Source organism: Mesorhizobium sp. M7D.F.Ca.US.005.01.1.1 (assembly GCF_003952545.1).
In the GTDB taxonomy this organism is placed as follows: Bacteria; Pseudomonadota; Alphaproteobacteria; order Rhizobiales; family Rhizobiaceae; genus Mesorhizobium; species Mesorhizobium loti.
On sequence record NZ_CP034453.1, the window covers coordinates 1601702 to 1627017 of the forward strand.

At 63.5% G+C, this 25316-nt stretch carries 22 protein-coding genes; 11 read left to right on the forward strand and 11 right to left on the reverse strand.

The window, feature by feature from the left end; translation table 11 throughout:
• The first annotated feature begins 66 nt into the window (after positions 1-66).
• Together EJ076_RS07705 and EJ076_RS07710 are read left to right on the forward strand one after the other, a co-directional pair.
• Positions 67-2346, forward strand: a complete 2280-nt coding sequence (locus tag EJ076_RS07705; protein WP_126067481.1) for an NADP-dependent malic enzyme — start codon at positions 67-69, stop codon at positions 2344-2346.
• A gap of 266 nt (positions 2347-2612) precedes the next feature.
• Positions 2613-3704 carry a sensor domain-containing diguanylate cyclase gene (locus tag EJ076_RS07710; protein ID WP_126067482.1) on the forward strand — a complete coding sequence of 364 codons (1092 nt, stop codon included), beginning with the start codon at positions 2613-2615 and terminating at the stop codon, positions 3702-3704.
• 31 nt (positions 3705-3735) lie between these two features.
• Here the strand turns inward: EJ076_RS07710 and EJ076_RS07715 are convergent, their stop codons facing one another.
• Together EJ076_RS07715 and EJ076_RS07720 are read right to left on the reverse strand one after the other, a co-directional pair.
• The gene (locus EJ076_RS07715; protein ID WP_126067483.1) at positions 3736-4437 is read right to left on the reverse strand and encodes an antitoxin Xre/MbcA/ParS toxin-binding domain-containing protein; all 702 of its coding nucleotides are present in this window, start codon (positions 4435-4437) and stop codon (positions 3736-3738) included.
• A 411-nt stretch (positions 4438-4848) separates the two neighbouring features.
• Entirely contained in the window at positions 4849-5841 is a 993-nt protein-coding gene (locus EJ076_RS07720) for an adenosine kinase (RefSeq protein WP_126067484.1), read from the reverse strand.
• A gap of 281 nt (positions 5842-6122) precedes the next feature.
• Between EJ076_RS07720 and EJ076_RS07725 the strand changes: the two genes are divergently transcribed.
• On the forward strand, positions 6123-7007 hold the full coding sequence (locus EJ076_RS07725; RefSeq protein WP_164548566.1) for an EamA family transporter: 885 nt from the start codon (positions 6123-6125) through the stop codon (positions 7005-7007).
• Between the two features lie 88 nt (positions 7008-7095).
• Entirely contained in the window at positions 7096-7794 is a 699-nt protein-coding gene (locus tag EJ076_RS07730; RefSeq protein WP_126067486.1) for a sulfate transporter family protein, read from the forward strand.
• A gap of 9 nt (positions 7795-7803) precedes the next feature.
• Here EJ076_RS07730 and EJ076_RS07735 read toward each other — a convergent pair whose 3' ends face one another.
• From EJ076_RS07735 to EJ076_RS07755, 5 genes are all read right to left on the reverse strand, one after another.
• On the reverse strand, positions 7804-8607 hold the full coding sequence (locus EJ076_RS07735; RefSeq protein WP_126067487.1) for an oxaloacetate decarboxylase: 804 nt from the start codon (positions 8605-8607) through the stop codon (positions 7804-7806).
• Positions 8608-8687: 80 nt separating this feature from the next.
• Entirely contained in the window at positions 8688-9542 is an 855-nt protein-coding gene (locus EJ076_RS07740) for a hypothetical protein (protein ID WP_126067488.1), read from the reverse strand.
• A gap of 72 nt (positions 9543-9614) precedes the next feature.
• Positions 9615-10277, reverse strand: a complete 663-nt coding sequence (locus tag EJ076_RS07745; protein ID WP_126067489.1) for an HAD family phosphatase — start codon at positions 10275-10277, stop codon at positions 9615-9617.
• Positions 10277-10762, reverse strand: coding sequence for a dUTP diphosphatase (gene dut, locus EJ076_RS07750; protein ID WP_056588233.1), 486 nt, complete (start codon positions 10760-10762; stop codon positions 10277-10279). The genes EJ076_RS07745 and dut overlap by 1 nt, the downstream gene beginning before the upstream one ends.
• A 228-nt stretch (positions 10763-10990) precedes the next feature.
• The gene (locus EJ076_RS07755; RefSeq protein ID WP_126067490.1) at positions 10991-11461 is read right to left on the reverse strand and encodes an Lrp/AsnC family transcriptional regulator; all 471 of its coding nucleotides are present in this window, start codon (positions 11459-11461) and stop codon (positions 10991-10993) included.
• Between the two features lie 114 nt (positions 11462-11575).
• Between EJ076_RS07755 and EJ076_RS07760 the strand changes: the two genes are divergently transcribed.
• The 3 genes from EJ076_RS07760 to EJ076_RS07770 all read left to right on the forward strand — a co-directional run bounded on the left by EJ076_RS07760 (position 11576) and on the right by EJ076_RS07770 (position 14177).
• Positions 11576-11824 carry a DUF6356 family protein gene (locus tag EJ076_RS07760; protein WP_109666078.1) on the forward strand — a complete coding sequence of 83 codons (249 nt, stop codon included), beginning with the start codon at positions 11576-11578 and terminating at the stop codon, positions 11822-11824.
• Positions 11825-11839: 15 nt separating this feature from the next.
• Positions 11840-12640 carry a class II glutamine amidotransferase gene (locus EJ076_RS07765; RefSeq protein WP_126067491.1) on the forward strand — a complete coding sequence of 267 codons (801 nt, stop codon included), beginning with the start codon at positions 11840-11842 and terminating at the stop codon, positions 12638-12640.
• 163 nt (positions 12641-12803) lie between these two features.
• A complete protein-coding gene (locus EJ076_RS07770) occupies positions 12804-14177 on the forward strand; it encodes an amidase (RefSeq protein ID WP_126067492.1) in 1374 nt (457 codons plus the stop codon).
• On the opposite strand, the gene EJ076_RS07775 is transcribed toward EJ076_RS07770, so the two are convergent.
• Positions 14171-15244, reverse strand: coding sequence for an FAD-binding oxidoreductase (locus EJ076_RS07775; RefSeq protein ID WP_126067493.1), 1074 nt, complete (start codon positions 15242-15244; stop codon positions 14171-14173). The two genes, EJ076_RS07770 and EJ076_RS07775, sit on opposite strands and share 7 nt — an antisense overlap.
• Before the next feature lie 239 nt (positions 15245-15483).
• Between EJ076_RS07775 and EJ076_RS07780 the strand changes: the two genes are divergently transcribed.
• On the forward strand, positions 15484-17076 hold the full coding sequence (locus EJ076_RS07780) for a peptide chain release factor 3 (protein WP_126067494.1): 1593 nt from the start codon (positions 15484-15486) through the stop codon (positions 17074-17076).
• Between the two features lie 130 nt (positions 17077-17206).
• Here EJ076_RS07780 and EJ076_RS07785 read toward each other — a convergent pair whose 3' ends face one another.
• The gene (locus EJ076_RS07785) at positions 17207-17677 is read right to left on the reverse strand and encodes a VOC family protein (protein WP_126067495.1); all 471 of its coding nucleotides are present in this window, start codon (positions 17675-17677) and stop codon (positions 17207-17209) included.
• A gap of 273 nt (positions 17678-17950) precedes the next feature.
• Between EJ076_RS07785 and ilvD the strand changes: the two genes are divergently transcribed.
• A complete protein-coding gene (gene ilvD / locus EJ076_RS07790) occupies positions 17951-19795 on the forward strand; it encodes a dihydroxy-acid dehydratase (RefSeq protein ID WP_126067496.1) in 1845 nt (614 codons plus the stop codon).
• Between the two features lie 157 nt (positions 19796-19952).
• Here the strand turns inward: ilvD and EJ076_RS07800 are convergent, their stop codons facing one another.
• On the reverse strand, positions 19953-21707 hold the full coding sequence (locus EJ076_RS07800) for an ABC transporter ATP-binding protein (RefSeq protein WP_126067498.1): 1755 nt from the start codon (positions 21705-21707) through the stop codon (positions 19953-19955).
• A gap of 170 nt (positions 21708-21877) precedes the next feature.
• Here EJ076_RS07800 and EJ076_RS07805 point away from each other — a divergent pair, with 170 nt between their 5' ends.
• Both EJ076_RS07805 and EJ076_RS07810 read left to right on the forward strand, forming a co-directional pair.
• Positions 21878-23158: an amidohydrolase family protein gene (locus EJ076_RS07805; protein WP_109666097.1), complete on the forward strand. Its 1281-nt coding sequence runs from the start codon at positions 21878-21880 to the stop codon at positions 23156-23158.
• A gap of 235 nt (positions 23159-23393) precedes the next feature.
• A complete protein-coding gene (locus tag EJ076_RS07810; RefSeq protein WP_126067499.1) occupies positions 23394-24317 on the forward strand; it encodes a DMT family transporter in 924 nt (307 codons plus the stop codon).
• A gap of 7 nt (positions 24318-24324) precedes the next feature.
• Here the strand turns inward: EJ076_RS07810 and EJ076_RS07815 are convergent, their stop codons facing one another.
• Entirely contained in the window at positions 24325-25227 is a 903-nt protein-coding gene (locus EJ076_RS07815) for a phosphotransferase family protein (protein ID WP_126067500.1), read from the reverse strand.
• Positions 25228-25316 lie beyond the last annotated feature (89 nt).

A 25316-nucleotide genomic window follows, 5' to 3' on the forward strand; every position in this document is an offset into this window, starting at 1 on the left:
TAATTCGGACCGAAACAAAGCACCCGCTCAAGGAGGTGCTGTACCGGCGAGGAAATCAAAAGCATCATGGCCAGGAAAACCGAGAACACCGGTCCGTCCGTCAGCGCGCAGGAAGCGCTCGAATTCCACGCCATGGGCCGCCCCGGCAAGCTGGAGGTCGTCGCCACCAAGCCGATGGCAACGCAACGTGACCTCAGCCTCGCCTATTCGCCTGGTGTCGCGGTTCCGGTTCTGGCCATCGCCGAAGACCCCAGCCGCGCCTTCGACTACACGACGCGCGGCAACATGGTCGCCGTCATCTCCAACGGCACCGCCATCCTCGGCCTGGGCAACCTCGGCGCGCTGGCTTCGAAACCGGTGATGGAAGGCAAGGCGGTGCTGTTCAAGCGCTTCGCCGATGTCGATTCCATCGATCTCGAGGTCGACACCGAGGACGCCGACGAGTTCATCAACTGCGTGCGTTTCCTTGGGCCCTCCTTCGGCGGCATCAATCTCGAGGACATCAAGGCGCCGGAATGCTTCATCATCGAGCAGCGCCTGCGCGAGTTGATGGATATTCCGGTCTTCCATGACGACCAGCACGGCACCGCGATCATATCCTCTGCCGGCCTGATCAACGCGCTGGAGATCACCGGGCGCGACATGAAGACCACGAAAATGGTCTGCAACGGCGCCGGTGCCGCCGGCATCGCTTGCATCGAGCTGATGAAGGCGATGGGCTTTGCGCCCGAAAACATCACTTTGTGCGACACCAAGGGCGTGGTCTTCCAGGGCCGCACCGAAGGCATGAACCAGTGGAAGTCGGCGCATGCGGTGAAGACAGAGGCGCGCAGCCTCGCCGAGGCGCTCGAGGGCGCCGACGTCTTCCTCGGCCTTTCCGCCAAGGGCGCGCTGACCACCGCCATGGTGCAGTCGATGGCCAAGAACCCGATCATCTTCGCCATGGCCAATCCCGATCCGGAGATCACGCCGGAGGAAGTGGCCGAGATCCGCACCGACGCCATCATGGCAACAGGGCGTTCCGACTATCCGAACCAGGTCAACAATGTGCTCGGCTTTCCCTACATCTTCCGCGGCGCGCTGGATGTGCGGGCGACCACCATCAATGACGACATGAAGATCGCCGCCGCCCGCGCGCTGGCGGCACTTGCGCGCCAGGACGTGCCCGATGATGTCGCCGCCGCCTACCAGGGCAACCGGCCGAAATTCGGCCCCAACTACATCATCCCGGTGCCGTTCGACCCGCGCCTGATCTCGGCCATCCCGATCGCGGTGGCCAAGGCGGCTATGGACTCGGGCGTCGCCCGCAAGCCGATCCTCGACCTCGACCGCTATGCGCAGGAGCTGTCCGCCCGCCGCGACCCGATCGCCTCGACCCTGCAGCGCATCTACGACCGCGTGCGCCGCCAGCCCAAGCGCATCGTCTTCGCCGAGGGCGAGGAGGAACAGGTCATGCGCGCCGCCGTCTCTTATGTGAACCAGCGGCTCGGCACCGCCATCCTGCTTGGCCGCGACGACGTCATCAAGGAAAACGCCAAGCACGCCGGCATCGATCTCAACAAGCAAGGCATCGAGATCATCAATGCAAGGCTGTCGCGCCGCAACGGCATCTACACCGACTATCTCTACGAGCGCATGCAGCGCAAAGGCTTCCTGTTCCGCGACTGCCAGCGCCTGATCAACAACGACCGCAACCACTTCGCCGCCTGCATGGTGGCACTGGGCGACGCCGACGGCATCGTCACCGGCGTCACCCGCAACTATTCGACAGCGCTCGACGATATCCGCCGCGTCATCGACGCCAAGCCCGGCCACCGCGTCATCGGCGTCTCGATCGTGCTGGCGCGAGGCAAAACCGTGCTCGTCGCCGACACCGCCGTGCACGACATGCCGAACGCCGAGCAGATCGCCGACATCGCCGAGGAGGCCGCAGGCTTCGCCCGCCGCATGGGCTACGAGCCACGGCTCGCCATGCTCGCCTACTCGACCTTCGGCCATCCGCAGGGCGAACGCTCCGAACGCGTCCAGGAAGCCGTGCGTATCCTCGACAAGCGCCGCGTCGATTTCGAGTATGACGGCGAAATGGCCGCCGACGTCGCCCTCAACGCCCGCGCCATGGCGCAGTATCCTTTCATCCGGCTCACCGGCCCGGCCAATGTGCTGATCATGCCGGCGTTCCACTCAGCCTCGATCTCGACCAAGATGTTGCAGGAACTCGGCGGCTCGACCGTGATCGGCCCGCTGCTGGTCGGGCTGAACAAGCCGGTTCAGATCGTGTCGCTGAATGCCAAGGATTCAGACATCGTGAATATGGCGGCGATTGCGGCTTACACGGCGGGGACGTGACGAACGGTCCGCGTTGCGGGCGGCAAAGTCGCGAACGTTTTTCGAGCGAGGCAAGGCCTTGCGCGGCATGAACGGAATCGGCCGCGCCATTCCGCCTGAACATGTGCAATCGCAGGAATCCTGCGATTCAAGCCGAATTTGCGGGTAAATCACCGCGATCCATAAGAGATTGATAATATCCGGTTGTTATACCAGGGAGCTGTCGTCGATGTGCCAGAGCGGCATTTGGGACAGACTGGGGTGGTGACCGTCATGGATTTGCAGTCGTGAAGCACGATACGAGACCTGCATCCGTGGTCGGCCAGGGAGCCTATCACGACGAGCGCCTGGACGCGCTTCTCAGCATCACCGGCCGGATGGACGGCTACCTTTACCGCTGCCGCAACGATGCGTCCTACACCATGCTCTATATCAGCGACGGCGTTTTCACAGTCAGCGGCTATCCGCCCTCGGATTTCGTGCACAACGCCGTGCGCGACTATGTCTCGGCCATCCATCCGGATGACCTGCCCTCGGTCTATGCGGCCGTCGATGCCGCGCTCGAAGCGCGCTGCAACTGGAACGTCGACTACCGCATCGTGCCGCGGGTCGGCGAACCGCTCTGGGTCCGCGAGATCGGCGGCGGTGTCTGGGACGATGCCGGCGAACTCGAATTCCTCGAAGGCTTCGTCGTCGACATCAGCGACCGCAAGGTTGTCGAAGACCTCAACGCCCAGCTGCTGCTGGATCTGAAGACGGCCAACGAAGAGCTCTCGGCGCAAAAGCGCGAGATCGAACTGGCGAAGCAGCAGAGCGACCATTCGGCCAACCACGATGCATTGACCGACTTGCCCAACAGGCGCGCCTTCCACGACGAACTCAAATCGGTGGTGGCCCGCTGCGGCGCCACCGGCGAGGCGGCCGGCCTTCTGTTCATCGACCTCGACCGGTTCAAGGAAGTCAACGACACGCTCGGCCACGAGGCCGGCGATGCGCTGCTGCAGCGCGTCTCGAGCCAGCTTCGCTCGATCCTGCGCAGCGCCGATTTCGTCGCCCGGCTTGGTGGCGACGAGTTCGCCTTCCTGTTCTCGGGCGACGCCGATCTGGCACAGCAGAAGGCCGTGCGCGTCGCCGAACGCATCCTGGAAAGGTTGCGGATCAAGGTTCCCACGCCGACTGGCGCCATCCAGGTCGGCTGCACCGTTGGCGTGGCCATGTATCCGGCGGAGGCCGCCGATTCCGAAGCGCTGATCGCGCTCGCCGACCGGCTGATGTACATCGGAAAAAAGAGCGGCCGCAACCGGTTGGTCACCGCCAGGGAAATGGCGCCGCAACAGCCATCGTCCAGGCCCCGCCAGCCGATTCGCAAGACTGCTTAGGCGCGCCTATCAATGGTGTCACCAAAGCCCATCAAGCCGGCGCGAACACGCATGCGGCCTCGATGACCTCGTCGACCTGATCCTGCCTGAGCAGGTCGATGGGAACGCGGCCGTCGAGCTGCGCCGAGGGGCGCGTCAGCCACAGCCACGCCAGTCTGGGGTTGCTGATCAGGGACAGCACGTCGCGAATGCCCGTGACCGGCCTGCCGTCGACGAACTGCGCCAGCGGGAAGACATGTTTGCGGCCGCCCTTGCGCAAGGCGATGACCTCGCCCCGCCGTTGCCAGCGATGCAGCGTCGAGCGGGCGATACGCAAATTCTCTTCCAGATAGGTCGAGCCGGCGACGCGGCCCGCCCAGTCCTCGATCAGCATCGATTCGAGATCGTCGGACTTTGGCAGCGAAGAGGGCTCGACATCGGCCAACAGGGTCGTCGGCGGATTTGTCTCGCCAGCAATACCGGCTTCGCTGCGGCGCGCGGCCTCGGCCGCCAGTGCGCGCACGAATTTCGATGCCAGGCCGGGAAGGTCGGCATGGATGGTGTCGATGGCGCGCTGGTGCTTCGGCGACAGCAAGGTGACGGCGGACGCTATGCTGCCGGCGATCTTGCCGACCGAGACCATGGTGGGCTTGTTGATGGCCTCGTCATAATGGGCAAGCGCGCGTTCGACCTCCTCCGCGACCATATCCGCGAAGTCGTCCTGCTTGAGACCCTGGATCTGAAATCTGTTCATGCATCTGTCTTCCGGGCCGCGCGCTCCTCCCCGCGGCCGGTTGTTGAACTTCTAGAGCGGAAAGCGGAAATCGCAGCGGCAACAGATGCAGCGGCCCGACAGCTTGCTGTCTCGCATTTCTTGACACCCCAACCTGACTATCGGCGCCCCGAAAGGTCAGTCGCGGGGCGCCTAGATTGCGTGTAGGTGCGGTGTGTGACAGCCGCGCGACGGTGAGAAGCGGTCCGCGCAGCGGACGAAAAGCCAATTGCTTGGCTTTTCGAGCTTCGAACGGTGAGGGGCCGGTCCGCCTTCGGGCGGATTAAAAGGTCCAGTGGACCTTTTAAAGGAGCCGAACGCCCGAAGGGCTGGGAGCCTGCGAAGGGCTGGAGCGCGATCCTGCTACTACCCCAGCAAGCGCCCGCCTTTGAGCTAAAGCAACCCCGCCTGCTCAGCCTCGCGGCGTAAATTTTGCCGTGGCCTGGGGCCGATCTGCTGGATCACCAATCCGGCAGCCAGTGAGCCAAGGTCGCCGCAGGTCTGCAGGTCGCGGCCTTGCGTGTAGCCATGCAGGAAGCCGGCGGCATAGAGGTCGCCGGCGCCCGTCGTGTCGACCAGTTCCTTGATGGCGGTCGCCTTGATCACCACGGTCTCGTCGCCGCGCACGATCACCGAGCCTTTTTCCGAGCGGGTCACGGCGGCGATCCTGCAATCCTTGCGGATCTGCGCCAGCGCCTCGTCGAACGACGATGTCTGGTAGAGCGACTTGATCTCATGGCTGTTGGCAAAGACGATGTCGACCGTGCCCGAACGCATCAGGTCGAGGAATTCGTCGCGGTAGCGGTCGACGCAGAACGAATCCGACAGGGTCATCGACACTTCGCGGCCTGCCGCGTGCGCGAGCTTCGCCGTCTGGCGGATCGCTTCCTTGGCGCGTGGCGGGTCCCACAGATAGCCTTCGAAATAGGTGACTTTGGCGCCAGACGCCTTGTCGGCCTCGACATCCTCAGGGCCAAGCTCGACACAGGCGCCGAGATAGGTGTTCATCGAGCGCTCGCCATCAGGAGTGACGAAGATCATCGAGCGCGCCGTCGGCGGCTCGCCCTTGAGCGGCCTGGTGTCGAAGGCGACACCCTGCGCATGGATATCGTGGGCGTAGATTTCGCCCAGCGCATCGCTGGAGACCTTGCCGAAGAAGGCGGCACGGCCGCCGAAGCTGGCGACGCCGGCCGCCGTGTTGCCGGCGCTGCCGCCGGAGGCTTCGATCGCCGGGCCCATGCGGCTGTAGAGCAGTTCGGCGCGCTTTGTGTCGATGAGGTTCATCGCGCCCTTGATGATGCCGTTGGTCTCGAGGAATTCCTCGTCGCACTGGGCGATGATGTCGACAATGGCATTGCCGATGCAAAGCACGTCATATTTCGGCATCAATGTCTCCGCCAAAAACCCGAGCCGGCTTCTTGCCACGCCCGGGCGGGTCTACAGCATGACCCCCGAAAATTGGCAACCGATTTTCTGCCGCCGCCGGCGGGGGGCGGTGCGCCAGATGCTCATCCGCAACGAGGCGCTATGACAATTCGACCGTGGCCGAAGCATTTCATCGCCGCACCACCTACAAGCCTGGCTCAGACGATCCCGTTTCCAAAGCGAGCCAGCCCCCAATGTCTACAAAGAGCATGTCGACAAAGAACGAGCCTGCAAGAAACGACATGACCACCGACCTGGCGCTGCTCGTCGTGCTGGCGGTGCTCTGGGGCGCCTCCTACACCTTCATCAAGATCGGGGTCGAAACGATCCCGCCGGTCACCTTCATTGCCGCCCGCACTCTGATCGCCGGCGGCATCCTGTTCGCCATCATCCGCTGGCGTGGGCTTGCCATGCCGGGCGATGCGGCAAGCTGGCGCCGGTTCGCCTTTCAGGCCTGCCTCAACAGCGTCATACCGTTCACCCTGATCGCCGCCGCCGAACGTTCCGTCGACGCCGGCCTCGCCACCATCCTGAACGCGACCTCGCCGATCTTCACCTTCCTTTTGACCGCGCTCATCACCCGCCATGAGCCGGTCACGTTGCGCAAACTGATTGGCGTCGGCGCCGGCATTGCCGGCATCTGCCTCATCATCGGCACGCAGGCGCTGGGTGGTCTCGGTCACGAGTTGTGGGCGCAGTTGGCAATCGTCGCGGCAACAATTTGCTATGCCGGTGCGGCCATTTTCGGCCGTGGTTTCAAGGGCCTCGATCCGATGCTGCCGGCCGCCGGCTCGATGCTGTGCGGCGCCGTCATCCTCGTGCCGCTCAGCCTGGTGTTCGACCAGCCATGGACGCTGGCGCCGTCGACGGCATCGATCCTGGCTCTGCTCGGCCTGTCGGTGTTTTCCACCGCACTGGCCTTCGTCATCTATTTCCGCCTCATCCACACGCTGGGCTCGGTCGGCACCACCTCGCAAGCCTATCTGCGCGTGCCGATCGGCGTCGGCATCGGCGCGCTCTTCCTCGGCGAGAGCCTCGGCTCGACGGCATGGCTGGGCATGGCGTTTGTCGTGGCTGGGGTCGCGGCGATGACCATCCCGGTTCGCAAGCCGGCGTTTGCACCGTAGACGCCAACCCGCTTGTGCTCATGGCCTGCGCTGCCTATCTCGGAAGCGTCCGCCTTTTCGGCGGGGTCCGCTAACGGGGGGTGACAAGGTGATTTTCGACGCTGCCCGCACTGCGGCCCTTGAGCTGCTCTCACCTCCATTTCGGGCCGTGTTCATCAAGACGCTGGGCTTGACCGTGTTGGCGCTGGTCGCTCTGTGGTTCGGCCTGACCAGCCTCGTCGAGTGGCTGGCGCTGCCTTGGCTGCAGACGCTGTTGCCCGGCATGCCGTCCTGGGCCGGGTGGCTCGGCGGCATCATCGCGGCAATAGCGCTTGCCTTCGGCATGGCATTGCTCATCGCACCGGTGACAGCTGTCGTCGCGGGCCTGTTCCTCGACGATATCGCCGACGTGGTCGAGCGCACCGACTATCCCGGCGATCCATCCGGCCACGCCATGCCGGCGCTGCGCTCGCTGGTGCTGTCGATACGATTTCTCGGCGTCGTCATTCTTGGCAACATCGTCGCCCTGCTGCTTCTCTTGGTGCCGGGTGTCAACATCGCCGCCTTCTTCATCGTCAACGGCTATCTGCTTGGGCGCGAGTTCTTCGAATTCGCCGCCATGCGCTTTCGCGGCGAAGAAGAGGCCAGGGCCTTGCGCAGGCATTATGCCGGCACGGTGTTTCTCGCCGGGCTGCTCATCGCTGCCTTCCTTGCCGTGCCGCTGCTCAACCTGGTGACGCCGTTGTTCGCCGCCGCCATGATGGTGCATCTGCACAAGGCGATTTCGGTGCGGGAAAGACGCCGGTGACGGCACGTGTCAAGCTGAAGGTTTGGCGAACAGCGCCTGCAATTTGCCGAACGGCATGGCGGCGCGGGTGAAGCCGAACGTGCCGTCCTGCTGGATCTCGCGTGCCGCCGTTTCCAGCATGCCATAGGCGAAATTGGTCAGCCACGGCCCGAGCGAGATACGCTTGACGCCGGCCATGGCGAGATCCGCGATGGTGAAGCCGGGCCTCGCCATGACGTTGACCGGCTTGCTGACCGCCGAGCAGAGCGTGCGGATCATCTCGACGTCGCCGATGCCTGGCGCATAGAGCACGTCGGCGCCGGCCTTCTCGAAGGCCTGCAGCCGCTTGATGGTGTCGTCGAGGTCGGACTTGCCCCACAGAAAATTCTCGGCGCGCGCGGTGAAGACGAAATCGCGCTTCAGCGCCCGCGCCGCCTCTACTGCCGCCGCAACGCGTTCGACCGCGTGCGTAAAATCATAGATTGGCTTGTCCGGGTCGCCGGTGTGGTCTTCGATCGAGCAGCCGGCAAGGCCGGCCGCCTCCGCCGCGAAGATGGTTTCGGCGGCCTGCTCGGCGCTGTCGCCCTTGCCTTTCTCGAGATCGGCGGAGACCGGCAGGCTGGTCGCCGCCGTCACCTCGCGGCAATGGTGGATCATCGCCTCGAAGGTCACGGCGCCGTCCGGCAGGCCGCGCGAAAAGGCAAAGCCGGCGCTGGTCGTCGCCAGTGCCGTGAAGCCGAAGGAACCCAGCAGCTTCGTCGTGCCGATATCCCAGGGATTGGGCATGACGAAGGTCGAGGCATGCAGGTCGCGAAAGATCTTGCCCTTGTCCATGGTAATTCCCCCATCATGTGCTGTGTCGCTAAGCGGATTTTATCCTGCCCCCTTTGGTCGGGCAAATGAATGCGGTTGGTTCAGAAGCGTTTGGCGTTCTCTCCTGCCAATTTGTCCAGCGCGTCGGAATCCTTGGCGTAGCGCGATGTCTTGTTGTCCCAGCGATAGGTGACGGAAATCGCGTGGGACTCTGATCTGGGCGGGGTGTCGTCGCAGCTTTCGCCATTCAGCACGGTAGAGTCGGTCACCGTCACCTTGATGGCGGCATAGGGCTGGTCGTCGGCGATGGTCTCGAACGCCACGTCCTGCTTGCGGCTGTAGGCACACAGGTTTTCATCGAACGTATAGATCATGTCGATCGGTTCGAACTTGTCGTCGCGGATCATGATCAGCGGCGTGATCACATAGTTCTGGCTCGAATTGAAATGCGCGCTCATGGTGATGAGGATGTCGTCGCTGGCGCCGACGGAAAGCTTGCCCGGTTCACGGAAATAGGTACCGCGGTCGAGCGCAACATTGACGGCATCGAGCAATTTCGGCTTGGCCGTGATGTCGTAGAGCGCCAGCACCGCATAGCCTTCGGCGCTGTCGGGAGAATCGCCAAGGTCGAACAGCATGGTCAGCCGGTCCTTGCCGCCAGCCTTGATGGCAAGCACCGCCGCATTGGAAAAGCCCGACGTCTCGGGCGGCGAACCGCCGCTGTCCGGCCCCTCGATGTGACGCATCTCGATCGGCAACCCGCCTCGGTAGAAGCCGTCCTTGTCCGCGGTCAGATCGGGGATGACCTTCCTGGCCAGATCGAGATAGGTGATATCCGTGCGGCCGGGCAAAGCGCTGCCGAGTTCCGGGAAGCTGACGGCTTGCGCGCCAGCCGCGGTCCACAAAAATGGCAGCAGCATCAAAGCGAGGATGAAGCGGAGCAGCGCGGGTTTCATGCGTGGCCTCGAGTTGGCGGCGCCAAGCTAGCACGGACAATCGAGGCGTACAGCCACGGGCTGAAGATCAGGTCAGTGGATCGGAACCAGCCCGGCCAGTGCGCGCATGTCGTCGAACAGGATGCCGCCGGCCTGGATCAGGCCGTCGCGATCGGAATAGGGATCGGCATGGTAGGAAAACACCCGCATGCCGGCGGCGATGCCGGCCTGCGTGCCGGCGACGCTGTCCTCGATGACGATGCAGTCGGCGGGCGCGAAGCCCATGGTTTTCGCCGCATGCAGGAACAGGTCCGGGAACGGCTTGCCGCGCCCGACCATGGTCGAGCTGAACATCGCGTGCGCGAACAGTGGTAACAGCCCTGTCTGGCCAAGCGTGATGTGCATCTTCGACACCCTGGCCGAGGTGGCGACGCAATAGGCGATACCGGCTGAACGCACGGCTTCGACGAACTCGCGGACGTAAGGGATCGCCTCGACGCCATGGGCAAACAGATCCGGCAGGCCGGCATTCCAGCGATCGACGAAATCGGCGCCGAGCCTGACGCTGGTCTCTTCCTCGATCTCTTTCTGCACCGACGCCATGCTGCGGCCTGAGAAATTCTTGCGGCAATATTCGAAGTTTGTCGGATAGCCGGCAGCGGTCAGCCATTCAGCGAGGCGCCGATTGGCCAGATTCTCTGTATCGACCAGGATGCCGTCGCAGTCGAAGATGACAAGTTTAGGCAGTTCAGACATCAGGCGGTGCCGGTCGAGCCGAACCCGCCCGCGCCACGCGCCGTGCCGCCTGCCAATGTGCGCTCTTCCACGGCCGCCTGCGTCACCGCCGCGAAGACGATCTGGGCGATGCGCATGCCGCGCGTCACCGCGAAATCTTCGTCGCCCAGATTGATCAGCAACACCTTGACCTCGCCGCGATAGTCGCTGTCGATGGTGCCGGGCGTGTTGAGGACGGTAAGGCCATGTTTGAAAGCAAGGCCCGAGCGTGGCCGGACCTGACCCTCCATGCCCTCCGGAATTTCCAGGATCAGCCCGGTCGGCACCAAGGCGCGTTTTCCCGGCAGGATCAGCAGCGGCCGGTCGTCCGGCACCGCGGCGCGCAGATCCATGCCGGCCGCGCCAGTGCTTTCATAGGCGGGAAGGGGAAGTCCTTCACCGTGCGGCAACCTAACGAAGCCGACGGTCGGACCGATGACGGAGGGAGTTTGAAGGGCTGCGCGCATAAAATCGATCCTATCGGCGCGAACGGCGATTCGGTCAACTCGACTACACTGCTATCAACGGCTTTCTTTTGGGCGGCACTGTGACCTGAGGTGTGTTGAGACTCAGGTCAGGCCGAGCCGAAAACGATGGGTTTCGAGAACCGGAGCAGAGCGTACTTAAGTACGTGAGCACCGGAAGCGCAGAAACCCGTCGTTTGCAGGTCGGCATCACCTGCATATCAACATGCCTTAACGCAGTTCCATCGGAACGACGGTCGTTTCCTTGATCTCCTCCATCACGAAGGAGGCGGAGACGTCCGATAGCGCCACCTTGGCAATCAGCCGCTGGTAGAGCCGGTCATAGGCCTTCACGTCGGCGACGCGGGCGCGCAATACATAATCGAGGTCGCCGGACATGCGGTAGACGCCAGTGATCTCGGGAAAGCCGGTCACCGCCGCCCTGAATTTCTGCAGCCACTCCGGATCGTGGTTGGACGTGCGGATCAGGATGAAGACGGAAAGGCCAAGCCCGAGCTTCTCGGCATCGACCAGCGCCACCCGGCCGGTGATAATGCCATCCTCCTCCAGCCGCTTCACCCGGCGCCAGCATGCATTGCGCGACAAGGCCACCCGTTCCGACAGCTGGTCGACCGACAGGGTGCCGTCGCGTTGCAGCTCGGTGAGCAATTTTCGATCGATTTCATCGATATCTGACGCCATGTGGGATGTTTGTCCCAATAATGACCTGATTACAAGGACAATTTGAGACCGATGAACCGTCGAAGCGTGTCAGGATACTCATATCAGGAACTCAGACGCTGAAGGGGAACCAGCATGTCGGTCGCAAGGATTTTCACCTCTCATCCAGCCAAGGTTGGCGAGACCTATCTCAGTCATATGGCTTTTGCCGCCTGGTTCTCGTCGCGGCTGCTGCTGGCGGCGGGCGCCGCGCTCGTTCATGCTTTCTTGCCATTTCTGTTTGAGACTACCGCCAGCCGAATCGTTCGCGAGCTTTACGAGCGGACGCACAACAGAGGCACGCACGCGACCAAGGAGCCCGCGGCTCTTATGGATCGCGCCTAGAGGACGACAGAAGCGATGTGCCGATGGGCGGCCTATCTCGGTGAAGCGGTCTTTCTCGAAGACATCCTCACCGCGCCCTGTCACTCGCTGATTGCCCAGAGCCATTGCGCCCAGGAAGCGAAATCGCCGACCAATGGCGACGGCTTCGGCCTTGCCTGGTATGGCGACCGCCCGGAGCCGGGTCTCTACCGCGATATCCTGCCGGCCTGGTCCGATCCCAATCTGAAGAGCCTGTGCCGGCAGATCAAATCCGGCCTGTTCCTGGCCCATGTACGGGCCTCGACCGGCGGCGCCACCAGCCGCATGAACTGCCATCCATTCATCGCAGGTCCCTGGTCGTTCATGCACAATGGCCAGATCGGCGGCTTCGAAAAGATCCGCCGCGCGCTGGAGAACTCGCTGTCCGACGCGGTCTTCGACCAGCGCGAAGGCACCACTGATTCCGAATTGTTTTTCCTGCTGATGATCGACGAGGGATTGGCCACCGATCCGCAAGGCGCCGTCTCCCGCGCCACCAGCCGCGTGCTCGAAGCCTCGCGCCGCGCCGGCCTAGAACCGGCGCTGAAGCTCACCGCCGCCTTCTCGGACGGGCAGGCGCTGCATGCGGTGCGCTATGCCACCGACGCCCACGCTCCGACGCTCTACACTTCTGTCCTGCGCAAGGGTAGCGGCCGCTGCATCGTCTCTGAACCCTTCGACCGCGAGGGCGGCGACTGGCAGGCGATCCCGCCATCGAGTTTTGTCACCATCACCGGCGATGACATGGCCATTCGGCCATTTGCTCCGATTGCGGCGAAGCTGGCGCTGGTCGGGTAGGTTTCTTCGCCAACTGGTAGCGTCGCGGGCCAGCGCCGACCTCAACAGACTATCGGCACAATTCCGATCAAACGCGGCCAATCCTCGAATGCTCAACTCCGCTTGAAATCGCGCCGCTATCCGCCATTTGATCAGGCACGCGCCGCCAAGCCGGAGCATTCGCATGGACCTCGTCGTCTCCTCGACAACCGATCTCGCCGCCGCCATCGCCACGCGGAAAATCTCCGCCGTGGAAGCACTCGACGCGCATCTGGCGCAGATCGATGCGCACAACCAGGCCGTCAACGCCGTCATCTCGCTCGACAGGGAAGGCGCTCGCAGCCAAGCCAAAAAGGCCGACGCAGCCCTGGCGCGCGGCGAGGCCGTCGGACCTCTGCATGGCGTACCGTTCACGCTGAAGGACATGCACGAAACGGCAGGCATGAAGACCACGGTCGGCTTCCCGGCCTTTGCCGATTACGTCGCCAGACAGGACAGCCCGGTCGTTATCAGGTTGAGGGCAGCCGGCGGCGTGCTGATGGCCAAGACCAATGTCGCCACGATGCTGTCCGACTGGCAGTCGAACAATCCGCTGTTCGGCCGCACCAGCAATCCCTGGAATCTCCAGCGCACGGCAGGCGGTTCCAGCGGCGGCGCGGCGGCGGCACTTTGCTCGGGGATGACGCCGTTCGATGTCGGCACCGACATGCAGGATTCGATCCGGCTGCCGGCCGCCTTTTGCGGCGTCTATGGCCTCAAACCGACCGAGCATCGTGTCTCGCTGGCCGGCGCCTTCCCCGATCCTGAAGGTGCTGCGCGCAGCGTGCGGCTGATGTCCTGCCTCGGGCCGTTGGCGCGCAGCGTGGAAGATTTGGCGCTGATCCATCAAATCGTCGCCGGCCCGGACGGAAGCGACACCGATCTTGCGCCGGTGCCGGTCGAGGACATGCCGAAGCTCGACCTCAAGACATTGCGCATCGCCTTCGCGCCGTCCTTTCCTGGCTTCCCGGTGGCCGGCGACATAAGCACCGCGGTCGAAAACCTCGCAAGGCAGCTGCAAGACGCCGGCGCCGCCGTCGAAGAAGCAAAACTGCCGAAACTCGATCTGCACGACGATCTGGAACAGGGCGGCAGGCTGATCGGCATGATGATGGAGGCCGCGCAGCCGGAGCCGCCCGAGGAACCGACACCGGTGTCACGCTGGTTCGAGGCGCTCGCCCGGCGCGACAGGTCCATTCTCGTCTGGGACCGGTTTTTCGAAAACTGGGATGCGCTGCTCTGCCCGGTCGCCATGACCACCGCCTTCCCGCATTGCGAGCCGGGCACGCCGATCAAGGTCGACGGCAAGGAGCAGAGCTATTGGATGCTACCGGCCTATGGCGCCGTGTTCAACTACAGCGGCCATCCAGCGCTTTCCATACCGTGCGGACTGGACAGCGCCGGCCTGCCGATCGGCCTGCAGCTGGTCGGCAGACGCTGGTCGGAGGAGCGGCTGCTCGGCATAGCCAAGGCAATCGAATCTTTGGCCGGCGGGTTTCGCCGTCCGCGGGGCTATTGAGCGAAGCGCGACAATCCATAAGGCGCAAGCAGCGGGTCGCGCTCGCCGTCGAGGATTTCCCGGGCGGCGAACAGGCCGACGGCCGGCGCCAGCGTGATGCCGGAATGCATGACCGCGACATAGACACCGTCCACGCCCTCGGCGCGGCCGATGATCGGAAAGCCGTCGATCGGCGTTGGCCGGTAGCCGACCGTGTGGAAATCGAGTTCCAACCCGTCGCTGTCGCGCAGCATGGCTTTCATGGCCGCAAACAGCGCGTGGGCGGTGGCTTCGGCATTCATGCCCGGGTCGGCGCCGCCAAAATCCGAACCGGCGATGATGCGGCCCTCCGCAGTCTGGCGCATGTGCAGTCGCTCGGCCATCACCAGCCCATTGAGCAGCTTTTCTGTGGGTCGCGAATGGACGATCAGGCCGGGCGGCGTTTCGATCGGCAGGTTGATCCCGGCTGTCGCGGCGATCTCCGGCGAGCCGACGCCGGCCGCGATCACCACCTCGTCTGATGCAATCAGGCCATGCGATGTGTCGACACCGGTGATCTTGCCGTCGGTCTGGACCAGCGCCGTCACCGTGCTGGAGATAATACGTGCGCCAAGTCGCTCGGCGTCGGCCAGCAGCGCTTTCGTGGCTGCGACGGGCTCGGCTACCCCCTCTTCAGCCACATACAGGGCAAAATCCGGCAGCTCGGTGAGATTGGGTTCGATGCGCGCAGCACCGGCGCGGTCGATGCGCTCGATGCCGTAACCCCACGCAGAATGCTCGCTGGCATAGGTTTCCATGTCGGCCGCCGACAAATCCCAGCACAGGCCGCCGCACCAGCTGAGCGGAATTTCGGGCAGGTCCCGCGCCAGCCGCGTCCACTCGGCCATCGCGCGGGTGCGCAGCCGGAAATATGGCTCCGGATTGCCCCAGCTGGCGTTGATCCAGGCAAACGAGTTCGGCGTCGCCACCCCGCCGGCAGCGCTGTCGGCAATGACCGTCACTTGCGCGCCGGCCTTGCTCAGGTGCCAGGCGATGGAGGCGCCGATGATGCCGGCGCCGATGACGATCACTTGTTTTGCGGCGCTCATGTTCGCTCCTCTTCCCTAGCGACTTCTGACGGGCGTTCATCCAAGTGCCATCCTGGCAGCCGCTTGCCAACATCGCGCAGTGCGAAATATGCGGCAATGCGCTGGCCCGAGCCATAGCACGACTGAGCTGCGTGCTCTGACTGTGAGGCGGCAACCAGCAGCGTTCGAGCCGCCGGACCGGTCGACAGCCCGGCACTGCGCTGCTAGAAGCCCGGCCTGTCACACGGAAATCCCAGAGAATGCCCGAAGCAATAGAAGAAGAAGTGGCGCGCCGCCGCACCTTCGCGATCATCGCGCACCCGGACGCCGGCAAGACCACGCTCACCGAAAAGCTGCTGCTGTTCGGCGGCGCCATCCAGCTTGCCGGCGAGGTCAAGGCCAAGAAGGACAAGATCCAGACGCGGTCGGACTGGATGAAGATCGAGCGCGAGCGCGGCATTTCGGTCGTCACTTCGGTGATGACCTTCGAGTATGAGGACAATGTCTTCAACCTGCTCGACACGCCCGGGCACGAGGATTTCGCCGACGACACCTACCGCACGCTATCGGCGGTCGACTCGGCCGTCATGGTCATCGATGCCGCCAAGGGCATCGAGCCGCGCACGCTGAAACTGTTCGAGGTCTGCCGGCTGCGCGACATCCCGATCATCACCTTCGTCAACAAGATGGACCGCGAAAGTCGCGACCCATTCGAGATACTCGACGAAATCGAGCAGAAGCTGGCGCTGGACACCGCGCCGATCACCTGGCCGATCGGCCGCGGCAAGACGTTCTCTGGCACCTACCATCTGGCGCTGAACGCCGTGCGCAAGGGCGACGATGAGAAGGAACGCACGCCGGTCAACGGTCCCGATTCCAACCGCGTTGCCGGCCTGCTGCCGGAAAACGAGCGCGAGGCCTTCATCGAGGAACTGGAGCTCGCGCGAGAAGCGTGCAGACCCCTTGATATAGAGGCCTTCCGCGAAGGCCACCTGACGCCGGTCTATTTCGGCTCGGCGCTACGCAATTATGGCGTCCGCGACCTGATCGAGGCGCTCGGCGCCTTTGGCCCGCCGCCGCGTGCGCAAGAGGCCGATACCCGCAAGGTCGAGGCGACCGAGGAGAAGATGACGTCCTTCGTCTTCAAGATCCAGGCCAACATGGACCCCAACCACCGCGACCGTATCGCCTTCGTCCGTGTCTGCTCAGGCAAGCTCGAGCGCGGCATGAAGGCCAAGCTGGTGCGCACGGGAAAGCCGATGTCGCTGTCGGCGCCGCAGTTCTTCTTTGCCCGCACCCGCGTCACCGCCGACGAGGCCTTTGCCGGCGATGTCGTCGGGATCCCCAACCACGGCACGCTGCGCATCGGCGACACGCTGACCGAAGGCGAGGAGATACTGTTCCGCGGCGTGCCGAATTTCGCGCCGGAAATCCTGCGCCGCGTCCGCCTCGGCGACGCGATGAAGGCCAAGAAGCTCAAGGAAGCGCTGCACCAGATGGCCGAGGAGGGCGTCGTGCAGCTGTTCTCGCCCGAGGACGGCTCGCCGGCCATCGTCGGCGTCGTCGGCGCGCTGCAGCTCGACGTGTTGAAGGAGCGGCTGAACTTCGAATACACGCTGCCGGTCGAATTCGAGATGTCGCGCTTTTCCGTCTGCCGCTGGATATCGGCCGACGACAAGGCCGAGGTGCTGCGTTTCATCGAGGCGCATCGCGGCGACATCGCCCGCGATCTCGACAATGATCCTGTGTTCTTGGCGCAGCACGCCTTTTCGCTGAATTACGAAGCGGAACGCTGGAAGGCGATCAAGTTTGCCACCATCAAGGACTATCAGGTCCGCGACAAGGCGGCGTAAGTCGCGCTTTTTCCTTCTCCCCGTTCACAGGGAGGTGAGGAGTGGTCCGCGCAGCGGGCGAAAAGCCAATTGCTTGGCTTTTCGAACGAGGAACGCCCGAAGGGCGGATGAGGGGCGGCGCGACCCTCGACTATCCTCTAGCAGCCGCTTCGATCTTGGCGATGTCGATCTTGCTCATCTGCATCATCGCTGACATCACCCGGCCGGCCTTGGCCGGGTCCGGATCCAGAAGCAGGCGCGGCAGCTGCTCCGGCACGACTTGCCAGGAAACGCCGAATTTGTCCTTCAGCCAGCTGCATTGCGACGGTTCGCCGCCGCCTTCGATGAGCCTGTCCCAGAAATAATCGACCTCTTCCTGCGTCTTGCAGTCGATCGACTGCGACATCGCTTCGGTGTGCTTGAATTGCGGTCCGCCATTGAGCGCCTGGAACTGCACCCCGTCGAGTTCGAACGTGGTCACCAGCACTTTGCCTTCATCAGCGTGGCCTTTGGGCCAGCGCATCACGCTCAGCACCTTCGAATTCTTGAAGATGGAGACGTAGAAATTCATAGCCTCTTCGGCCTGGCCGTCGAACCACAGGCAGGTGGTGATCTTTTGCATGTCGTGCTCCTCGGGGCGTTCTGGTTGCAGTTGCGGATGAAACGGCTGACTGAGAAAATGGTGCCATTCCCTTGCCGTTGATCTAAGGACGGGCGTCCGGCAGGCGATCCGACACCGGCCCGCAGATTTTTTCGCACGCGCCGATTTTCTGCGAGACTCTGGCGCATTGCAAAAATGTGGCCAGACCATACTTGGCGGTCTATAAACCCTGCGATCCAAATTCAGCGCCGCCACGCTCCGCAATGGGCGCAGCCGGCTAGCTAAGGAATATCCATGCCTGCCTATCGCTCCCGCACCACCACCCATGGCCGCAACATGGCCGGCGCTCGCGGCCTCTGGCGCGCCACCGGCATGAAGGACAGCGATTTCGGCAAGCCGATCATCGCGGTGGTCAATTCCTTCACACAGTTCGTGCCGGGCCATGTCCATCTCAAGGATCTCGGCCAGCTGGTCGCGCGCGAGATCGAGAAGGCCGGCGGCGTTGCCAAGGAATTCAACACCATCGCCGTCGATGACGGCATCGCCATGGGTCATGACGGCATGCTGTATTCGCTGCCGTCGCGCGAGCTGATCGCCGATTCGGTCGAATACATGGTCAACGCGCACTGCGCCGACGCCATGGTCTGCATTTCCAATTGCGACAAGATCACGCCCGGCATGCTGATGGCATCGTTGCGCCTCAACATCCCGACCGTCTTTGTTTCCGGCGGTCCGATGGAAGCCGGCAAGGTGGTGCTTGCCGGCAAGACGCAGGCGCTCGACCTGGTCGACGCCATGGTCGCGGCCGCCGACGACAAGATCTCCGACGAGGACGTCAAGGTCATCGAGCGCTCGGCCTGCCCGACCTGCGGCTCCTGCTCGGGCATGTTCACCGCTAATTCGATGAATTGCCTGACCGAGGCGCTGGGGCTTTCGCTGCCCGGCAACGGCTCGACGCTGGCCACGCATGCCGACCGCAAGCGGCTGTTTGTCGAGGCCGGCCATCTGATCGTCGATCTCGCCCAGCGCTATTACGAGCAGGATGACGAGACGGCGCTGCCGCGCAACATCGCCTCGAAGGGCGCCTTCGAGAACGCCATGACACTCGACATCGCCATGGGCGGGTCGACCAACACCGTGCTGCATATTCTGGCCGCCGCGCATGAGGGCGAGATCGACTTCGATCAGGACGACATCGACGCGCTGTCGCGCAAGGTGCCGGTGCTGTGCAAGGTTGCTCCAGCCAAGTCCGACGTTCACATGGAAGACGTTCACCGCGCCGGCGGCATCATGGCGATCCTCGGCCAGCTCGACAATGCCGGCCTGATCAATCGCGATTTGCCGACCGTGCACACGCGAACGCTGGGTGACGCGCTCGACCATTGGGATATTTCCCGCTCGACCAGCCAGAGCGTGCGCGATTTCTTCCTGGCGGCTCCTGGCGGCGTGCCGACACAGGTCGCCTTCAGCCAGGACCGCCGCTGGGACGAACTCGATCTCGACCGCGAGAAAGGCGTTATCCGCTCGGCCGAACATCCCTTTTCCAAGGATGGCGGCCTTGCCGTGCTGAAAGGCAATCTGGCGCTCGACGGCTGCATCGTGAAGACGGCCGGCGTCGATGAATCGATCCTGAAGTTCACCGGCCCGGCCCGCGTATTCGAAAGCCAGGATTCGAGCGTCAAGGCGATCCTGTCGAACGAGATCAAGGCCGGTGATGTCGTGGTCATCCGCTATGAGGGGCCGCGCGGCGGCCCCGGCATGCAGGAAATGCTCTACCCGACCAGCTATCTGAAGTCGAAAGGCCTCGGCAAGGCCTGCGCGCTGGTCACCGACGGCCGCTTCTCCGGCGGCACGTCAGGCCTGTCGATCGGCCATGCGTCGCCGGAAGCCGCCGAGGGCGGCCTGATAGGATTGGTGCAAGAGGGCGACACGATCGAGATCGATATCCCGAACCGCAGTATCCGCCTTGCTGTCGATGACGCAGAACTCGCTGCCCGCCGGGCGGCGATGGAGGCAAAGGGCACCCTGGCCTGGAAGCCCGAGGAAAAGCGCAAGCGCAAGGTGACGACAGCCTTGCGCGCCTATGCCGCCATGGCGACCAGCGCGGCCAAGGGCGCGGTGAGGTTCGTACCGGAGTAGGGGTTGCGCAGAGGCTCCCTCATCTGGCTGCTTCGCGGCCACCTTCTCCCTGCTGGGGAGAAGAGGCAGGCGCCGGCGTTGACGATCTCTTCTCCCCTCGGGGAGAAGGTGGCCCGAAGGGCCGGATCAGGGCATGGCGCCCACATCCGGAACACCATCACGGCATCAACTGATACTCATAAAGCTTCTGATAGAGCCCGCCCTGCTTGAGCAAGCTCTTGTGCGGGCCGCTTTCCATCACCTTGCCGGCTTCGAGCACCACGATGGTGTCGGCCTGGTGCACGGTCGACAGACGGTGCGCGATGACGATCGTCGTGCGCCCTTCCGTCAATTGCTGCAGCGCATCGCGAAACAGCGCTTCCGATTCGGCGTCGAGTGCGCTGGTCGCTTCATCCAAGAGCAGGATCTCGGCATTGCGCAGCATGGCGCGTGCGATCGAGATCCGTTGGCGCTGTCCGCCGGACAGCAGCGCGCCGTTCTCACCCACTTCGGTGTCGTAGCCCTTCGCCTGCGCGCGGATGAAATCGTGCGCGTTGGCCGCCTTGGCGGCGGCGATCACTTCATCGTCGGTCGCGTCCTGACGCCCAAGCCGGATGTTGTGCATGATCGTGCCGGCAAACAGAAACGTGTCCTGGCTGACATAGGCGATCTTTTCCCGCAGCGACGCCAGCGTCGCATGGGAAATGTCCTGGCCGTCGAACAGCACCTTGCCGCTCTGCGGGTCGTACATGCGCATGATCAGGTTCAGAACAGTCGACTTGCCGCCGCCGGAAGGCCCGACCAGCGCCGTCATCTTGCCGGGCGCAAGAGTCAGGTCGAACCGGTTCAACACCGGCGGGCCATTCTGGTAGGCGAAGCTGACGGCGTCGAACCGGATCTCGCCCGGTCCGGCCAGAAGCGGCTTTGCATCCGGCTTCTCGGCCAGCGTCAGCGGCTCGTCGGCCAGCTGGAACATCATGCGCACGCCGACAATGCCGCTCTCCAGTGAGATGCGCACGCGGGCAAGGCGCTTTGCCGGTTCGTAGGCGAGCAGCAGCGCCGCGATGAAGGCCATGATGCCGCCCGGTGTCTGGCCGCCCTCCAGCACCAGAAGGCCGCTGACCAGCACGGCGCCCGCGATTGCCAGCCCGGCGAGCGTCTCCATCACCGGACTGGTGATCGCTTCCAGCGAAGCGATGTTGTTGGCCCTGTCCTCGACGTCCGACACGGCCTTGAACATGCGCTTGCGCATCATGCCTTCGAGGTTGAAGGATTTGACCACGCGCACGCCGATTGCGGTTTCCTGCATCACCTGCACGATCTGACCGACCGAGCGGAACTCCATTGCGGCGAACTTGCGAACACGCTTCAGGATGCGGTTGACCCCGTAGATAGCCAAGGGGCCGACGATGAAGCAAATCAGGGACAGCGACGGCTCCTGCACGATCATGACCAGCACCAGGGCAATCAAGGTCACCAGATCCCGCACATAGGAGGTGACGATGAGGTCGAGCACGTTGCGCGCCGCCTGGGCATTGTTGGTCATGCGGGTGATCAGGTCGGATGACGAGGTCGAATGATAGAACTCGATGCCTTGCGCCAGGACGCGATCGTAGATCTTGCGCTGCCGCTCGGCGATGATGGCGTTGCCAACCCGGCTCATGCAGTAGGCCTGGACGAAATTGGCGATGCCCTTGACGATGAAGATCACGGCGACCGCCACGGCAATCATGTTGACGCGTTCGATCCTTTTATCGATCACGAATTCATTGGTGATTTCGCGCAGGATCCAGGCGCTGGCAGCCGTCGTGCCGGCCACCACCAGCATCGACAGTATGGCGGCGCCGTATCCAAACATATGTTGGCGGAAGGATTCCCGAAGCAACCTCGCAACGAGGCGCTGGTTTTCCGTCGAGCGGAAGAAACGAAACAAACGGCGGATCCTTGAAACCGGGACAATGAAGGCGGCTTATAGAGGGAGTTGCGGCCGGATGGAACCATCCGCGGCCGCCGCGGACAAACCGCTGTTGCAAGCGGCATCGACGGGATGCGATTTTCAGCCTCGGCTACATCGGATGATTCTTTTGACGGGGATGACGACAGATGGATTTCGACCTTATCGTTCGCGGCGGCACACTGCCTGATGGCAGGGTTGCCGACATCGGCATCAGCGGCGAGACGATCGCGGCGATCGAGCCTGCTCTGCAAGGCTCTGCGCGGACCGAGGTTGACGTCCGTGGCAATCTGGTCTCGCCGCCCTTCGTCGATCCGCATTTCCACATGGACGCGACGCTCTCCTACGGCATTCCGCGCATCAACGCGTCGGGCACGCTGCTCGAAGGCATTTCGCTGTGGGGCGAATTGAAGCCGCTTTTGACGCATGAGGCGGTGCGCGACCGCGCGCTTGCCTACTGCGACTGGGCGGTGTCGATGGGCCTGCTCGCCATCCGCACCCATGTCGATGTCTGCGACGACCGCCTGCTGGCGGTCGAGGCGCTGCTCGAGGTCAAGAAGACGGTCGCCCCCTACATCGATCTGCAACTGGTCGCTTTCCCGCAGGACGGGTTTTATCGCTCGCCGACGGCACGGGAGAACACCATCCGCGCCTTGGACATGGGCGTCGATATTGTCGGCGGCATCCCGCATTTTGAGCGCACCATGGCCGACGGCACGCGCTCGGTAACGGAGTTGTGCGAGATCGCGGCCAGGCGTGGCCTGATGGTCGACCTGCATTGCGACGAGACCGATGATCCGCTGTCGCGTCACATCGAACAGCTTGCCTATGAGACGCAGCGCCTTGGTCTGCACGGCAAGGTCGCCGGCTCGCACCTCACTTCGATGCATTCGATGGACAATTACTATGTTTCGAAGCTGCTGCCGTTGATTGCCGAGGCGGGCGTCTCGGTCATTCCCAATCCGCTGATCAACATCATGCTGCAGGGCCGCCACGACACCTTCCCGAAGCGCCGCGGCCTGACCCGGGTCAAGGAGATGCTGGCGCTTGGCATTCGCGTCGGCTGGGGCCAGGATTGCGTGCTCGATCCCTGGTATTCGCTGGGCACCGCCGACATGCTCGACGTTGCCTTCATGGGCCTGCATGTAGCGCAAATGTCGAGCCCGGCCGACATGGCGCGCTGCTTCGACATGGTCACAAACGTCAATGCCGCGATCATGGGCCTCGATCATCTTGGCCTGGCGGTCGGCAAGCGCGCCAGCCTTGTCGTCCTCGACGCCGGCAATCCGATCGAGGCCTTGCGCCTGCGCGCCGAACGCCTGTGTGTCATCGCCAGTGGCAAGGTGGTGGCGGAGCGGACGAAGCAGGAGACCAGGCTGTCCATCGGTGGAAGGCCGGGAATGGTGAACCGGCGGCACGTATCCAGCTAGAGTGGTTCACCGTTTCGCGGAAACGGTGAACCACTCCTAGCTCTTTGTTTTGACGCAATTCCTAAGGGAAAGCGCTATGCGCTTTTCCCGGGAAAACCGTTTCACACTTTCCTGGTATTGCTCTAGATACAGCCGATTCCCGGCGCTGGTCTTACCCATTGCCCGAATTCTCCTCGTCAAAGCCGCCGCTTCCGTCTACGACGCGGCTTATATTGGGGGAGGAATCGGGATCGGCATGACGCAGCCCGTGGCGCAGAATTCGACGATCAGGAACGTGCTTTTGGCCGGCATTCTGCTGATGCTGGCCGGCGACTTCCTGTTTGCGCTGAATGACGCGATGGGCAAGTGGCTGGTCGCCAGTTTCTCCGTCGGCCAGGTCGTGCTGATCCGCTCCATCGGCGCCTTCTTCGTGCTTGGCCCGATGATCGCCCATCAGGGCACGGCCAAGCTGTTTCGCATGGAACGCCTGGAGCTGCAGCTGCTGCGCGTGGTGATGACCACTCTCGACACCGCGCTCTTCTATGCCGCCGTCGTCTATCTGCCGCTTGCCGATGTGATGAGTTTCTACATGGCCGGGCCGATCTACGTTGCGGCACTCTCGCATCTCTTGCTTGGCGAAAAGGTCGGTTGGCGCCGCTGGATGGCCATCCTGCTCGGCTTCTGCGGTGTGCTGATCATGCTGAAACCGTCCTCGGCGGCGTTCTCGCTGTCATCGGGCTTTGCGCTGGTGGGCAGCATCTCCTTCGCCTTCGCCATCATCCTCAACCGCCGGCTGCGCGGCACCAGCGACACAAATCTGGTGACATGGCAGACCATCGGCACGCTGCTGGTCGGCGGGGTGCTGACCATCGGCGCCTGGCAGACGCCATCGGCACTCGATCTCGGCGCCATGCTGCTGCTCGGCATCGTCTCCTGCGGCGCCCATCTGATGATCACCAGGGCGCTCAAGCTGGCGCCGGCCTCGACGCTGGCGCCGCTGCACTACACGCTGCTCCTGTGGGCGGTGGTCTTCGGGCTGGTGTTCTTCGGCGACGTTCCAGGCCCGCGCATCCTGATCGGCTCGGGCTTCATCGTTCTGGCCGGCATGTTCATCTTCCACCGCCAGAAAGTGGTCGAAACCGCGGTGCCGCCGGAGAACGTGCCGAAGGGCGTGAATTAGTCCAGGCTCAGCCCTGACGTATCGCCGCCAGGTGCCGTGAGAATTCAGGCGTCTCCATCAGCGCTTTGCAGCGCGCAAATCGCCCATCGGCATAGGCGCGGAAATCGTCGACCGGGTTGTTGTTGGCGAGCTGGATCAGCCCCCACAGCGTCCACAACAGATCGCACATCGCCTTGTGGATGACGATGCGGCCGCGCTCCGCCGGCCTGGCCTCGCCGCCGAAATAGGCGCGCATCATCTCTTCATCCTGCGTCGTGTCGAATTTGCCTTCTACGCTGAGGTCGCCAAGGTCCCAGAGCGGGTCATTCATGCCCGAATATTCCCAGTCGACGATCCACATCCGCTCACCCGTATCGAGAAAGTTTTCGCACAGCGGATCGCAGTGGCAGGCGACGAGCGGCAGCGGATGGGCGGCCAGCGCCGACCGCACTGTCTCGGCCTCGCGCACGACGTCGTGATAGCCGGCGGGCAGGGCGACATCCTTGGTCGACAGCACCTTGAGGTAGTCGTCGATCATCGCAAACAGTTCGAAGCGGAAGGGAAACACCGCGCCTGAAGCGTGCAGCTTGCGGAAGGCCTCGCCGGCGCGGGCCGGGCTGCCAGGCCGAACCTTGAATTTTTCCGGCGACATCGTCTCGGCGCCGGCGATGAAACGCGTCACCATGATGCCGGTGCCGGGGTCGACATGCAACACTTCGGGGCTGACCCCTGCTTTTGCCGCTTCGCGCGCGGCCACCGCTTCGTTGGCCCGGTTGATGTATTCTTCGGTGCCCTTGCCGGGAATGCGCAGGCAGAATTCGCCGGCCTTGAAAACCAGGTTGGTGAGGCCGCCGAGCCGTTCCAGCGGCCCGTTGTATCCGGCCAGCATCGGAATGGCGGCCAATGCCGCACGCGCCTCGTCTGTCACCATGCCTGCGCCCCCACGCTGTTATTTGTCGCAGCGACGGTTCCACAATTTTCGTGCTTTGGCTATCATCCGATTGAGGGTTCACAGATTGG

What these genes read in the sequence shown, in the direction of transcription:
- EJ076_RS07765 (WP_126067491.1), top strand. Translation starts at nt 11,840, where the DNA reads ATGTGCCGATGGGCGGCCTATCTCGGTGAAGCGGTCTTTCTCGAAGAC.
- EJ076_RS07780 (WP_126067494.1), top strand. Translation starts at nt 15,484, where the DNA reads ATGCCCGAAGCAATAGAAGAAGAAGTGGCGCGCCGCCGCACCTTCGCG.
- EJ076_RS07755 (WP_126067490.1), bottom strand. Translation starts at nt 11,461, where the DNA reads ATGGCGTCAGATATCGATGAAATCGATCGAAAATTGCTCACCGAGCTG.
- EJ076_RS07770 (WP_126067492.1), top strand. Translation starts at nt 12,804, where the DNA reads ATGGACCTCGTCGTCTCCTCGACAACCGATCTCGCCGCCGCCATCGCC.
- EJ076_RS07720 (WP_126067484.1), bottom strand. Translation starts at nt 5,841, where the DNA reads ATGCCGAAATATGACGTGCTTTGCATCGGCAATGCCATTGTCGACATC.
- EJ076_RS07775 (WP_126067493.1), bottom strand. Translation starts at nt 15,244, where the DNA reads ATGAGCGCCGCAAAACAAGTGATCGTCATCGGCGCCGGCATCATCGGC.
- EJ076_RS07805 (WP_109666097.1), top strand. Translation starts at nt 21,878, where the DNA reads ATGGATTTCGACCTTATCGTTCGCGGCGGCACACTGCCTGATGGCAGG.
- EJ076_RS07785 (WP_126067495.1), bottom strand. Translation starts at nt 17,677, where the DNA reads ATGCAAAAGATCACCACCTGCCTGTGGTTCGACGGCCAGGCCGAAGAG.
- EJ076_RS07810 (WP_126067499.1), top strand. Translation starts at nt 23,394, where the DNA reads ATGACGCAGCCCGTGGCGCAGAATTCGACGATCAGGAACGTGCTTTTG.
- EJ076_RS07705 (WP_126067481.1), top strand. Translation starts at nt 67, where the DNA reads ATGGCCAGGAAAACCGAGAACACCGGTCCGTCCGTCAGCGCGCAGGAA.
- EJ076_RS07735 (WP_126067487.1), bottom strand. Translation starts at nt 8,607, where the DNA reads ATGGACAAGGGCAAGATCTTTCGCGACCTGCATGCCTCGACCTTCGTC.
- EJ076_RS07760 (WP_109666078.1), top strand. Translation starts at nt 11,576, where the DNA reads ATGTCGGTCGCAAGGATTTTCACCTCTCATCCAGCCAAGGTTGGCGAG.
- EJ076_RS07740 (WP_126067488.1), bottom strand. Translation starts at nt 9,542, where the DNA reads ATGAAACCCGCGCTGCTCCGCTTCATCCTCGCTTTGATGCTGCTGCCA.
- EJ076_RS07715 (WP_126067483.1), bottom strand. Translation starts at nt 4,437, where the DNA reads ATGAACAGATTTCAGATCCAGGGTCTCAAGCAGGACGACTTCGCGGAT.
- ilvD (WP_126067496.1), top strand. Translation starts at nt 17,951, where the DNA reads ATGCCTGCCTATCGCTCCCGCACCACCACCCATGGCCGCAACATGGCC.
- EJ076_RS07725 (WP_164548566.1), top strand. Translation starts at nt 6,123, where the DNA reads ATGACCACCGACCTGGCGCTGCTCGTCGTGCTGGCGGTGCTCTGGGGC.
- EJ076_RS07815 (WP_126067500.1), bottom strand. Translation starts at nt 25,227, where the DNA reads ATGGTGACAGACGAGGCGCGTGCGGCATTGGCCGCCATTCCGATGCTG.
- dut (WP_056588233.1), bottom strand. Translation starts at nt 10,762, where the DNA reads ATGCGCGCAGCCCTTCAAACTCCCTCCGTCATCGGTCCGACCGTCGGC.
- EJ076_RS07745 (WP_126067489.1), bottom strand. Translation starts at nt 10,277, where the DNA reads ATGTCTGAACTGCCTAAACTTGTCATCTTCGACTGCGACGGCATCCTG.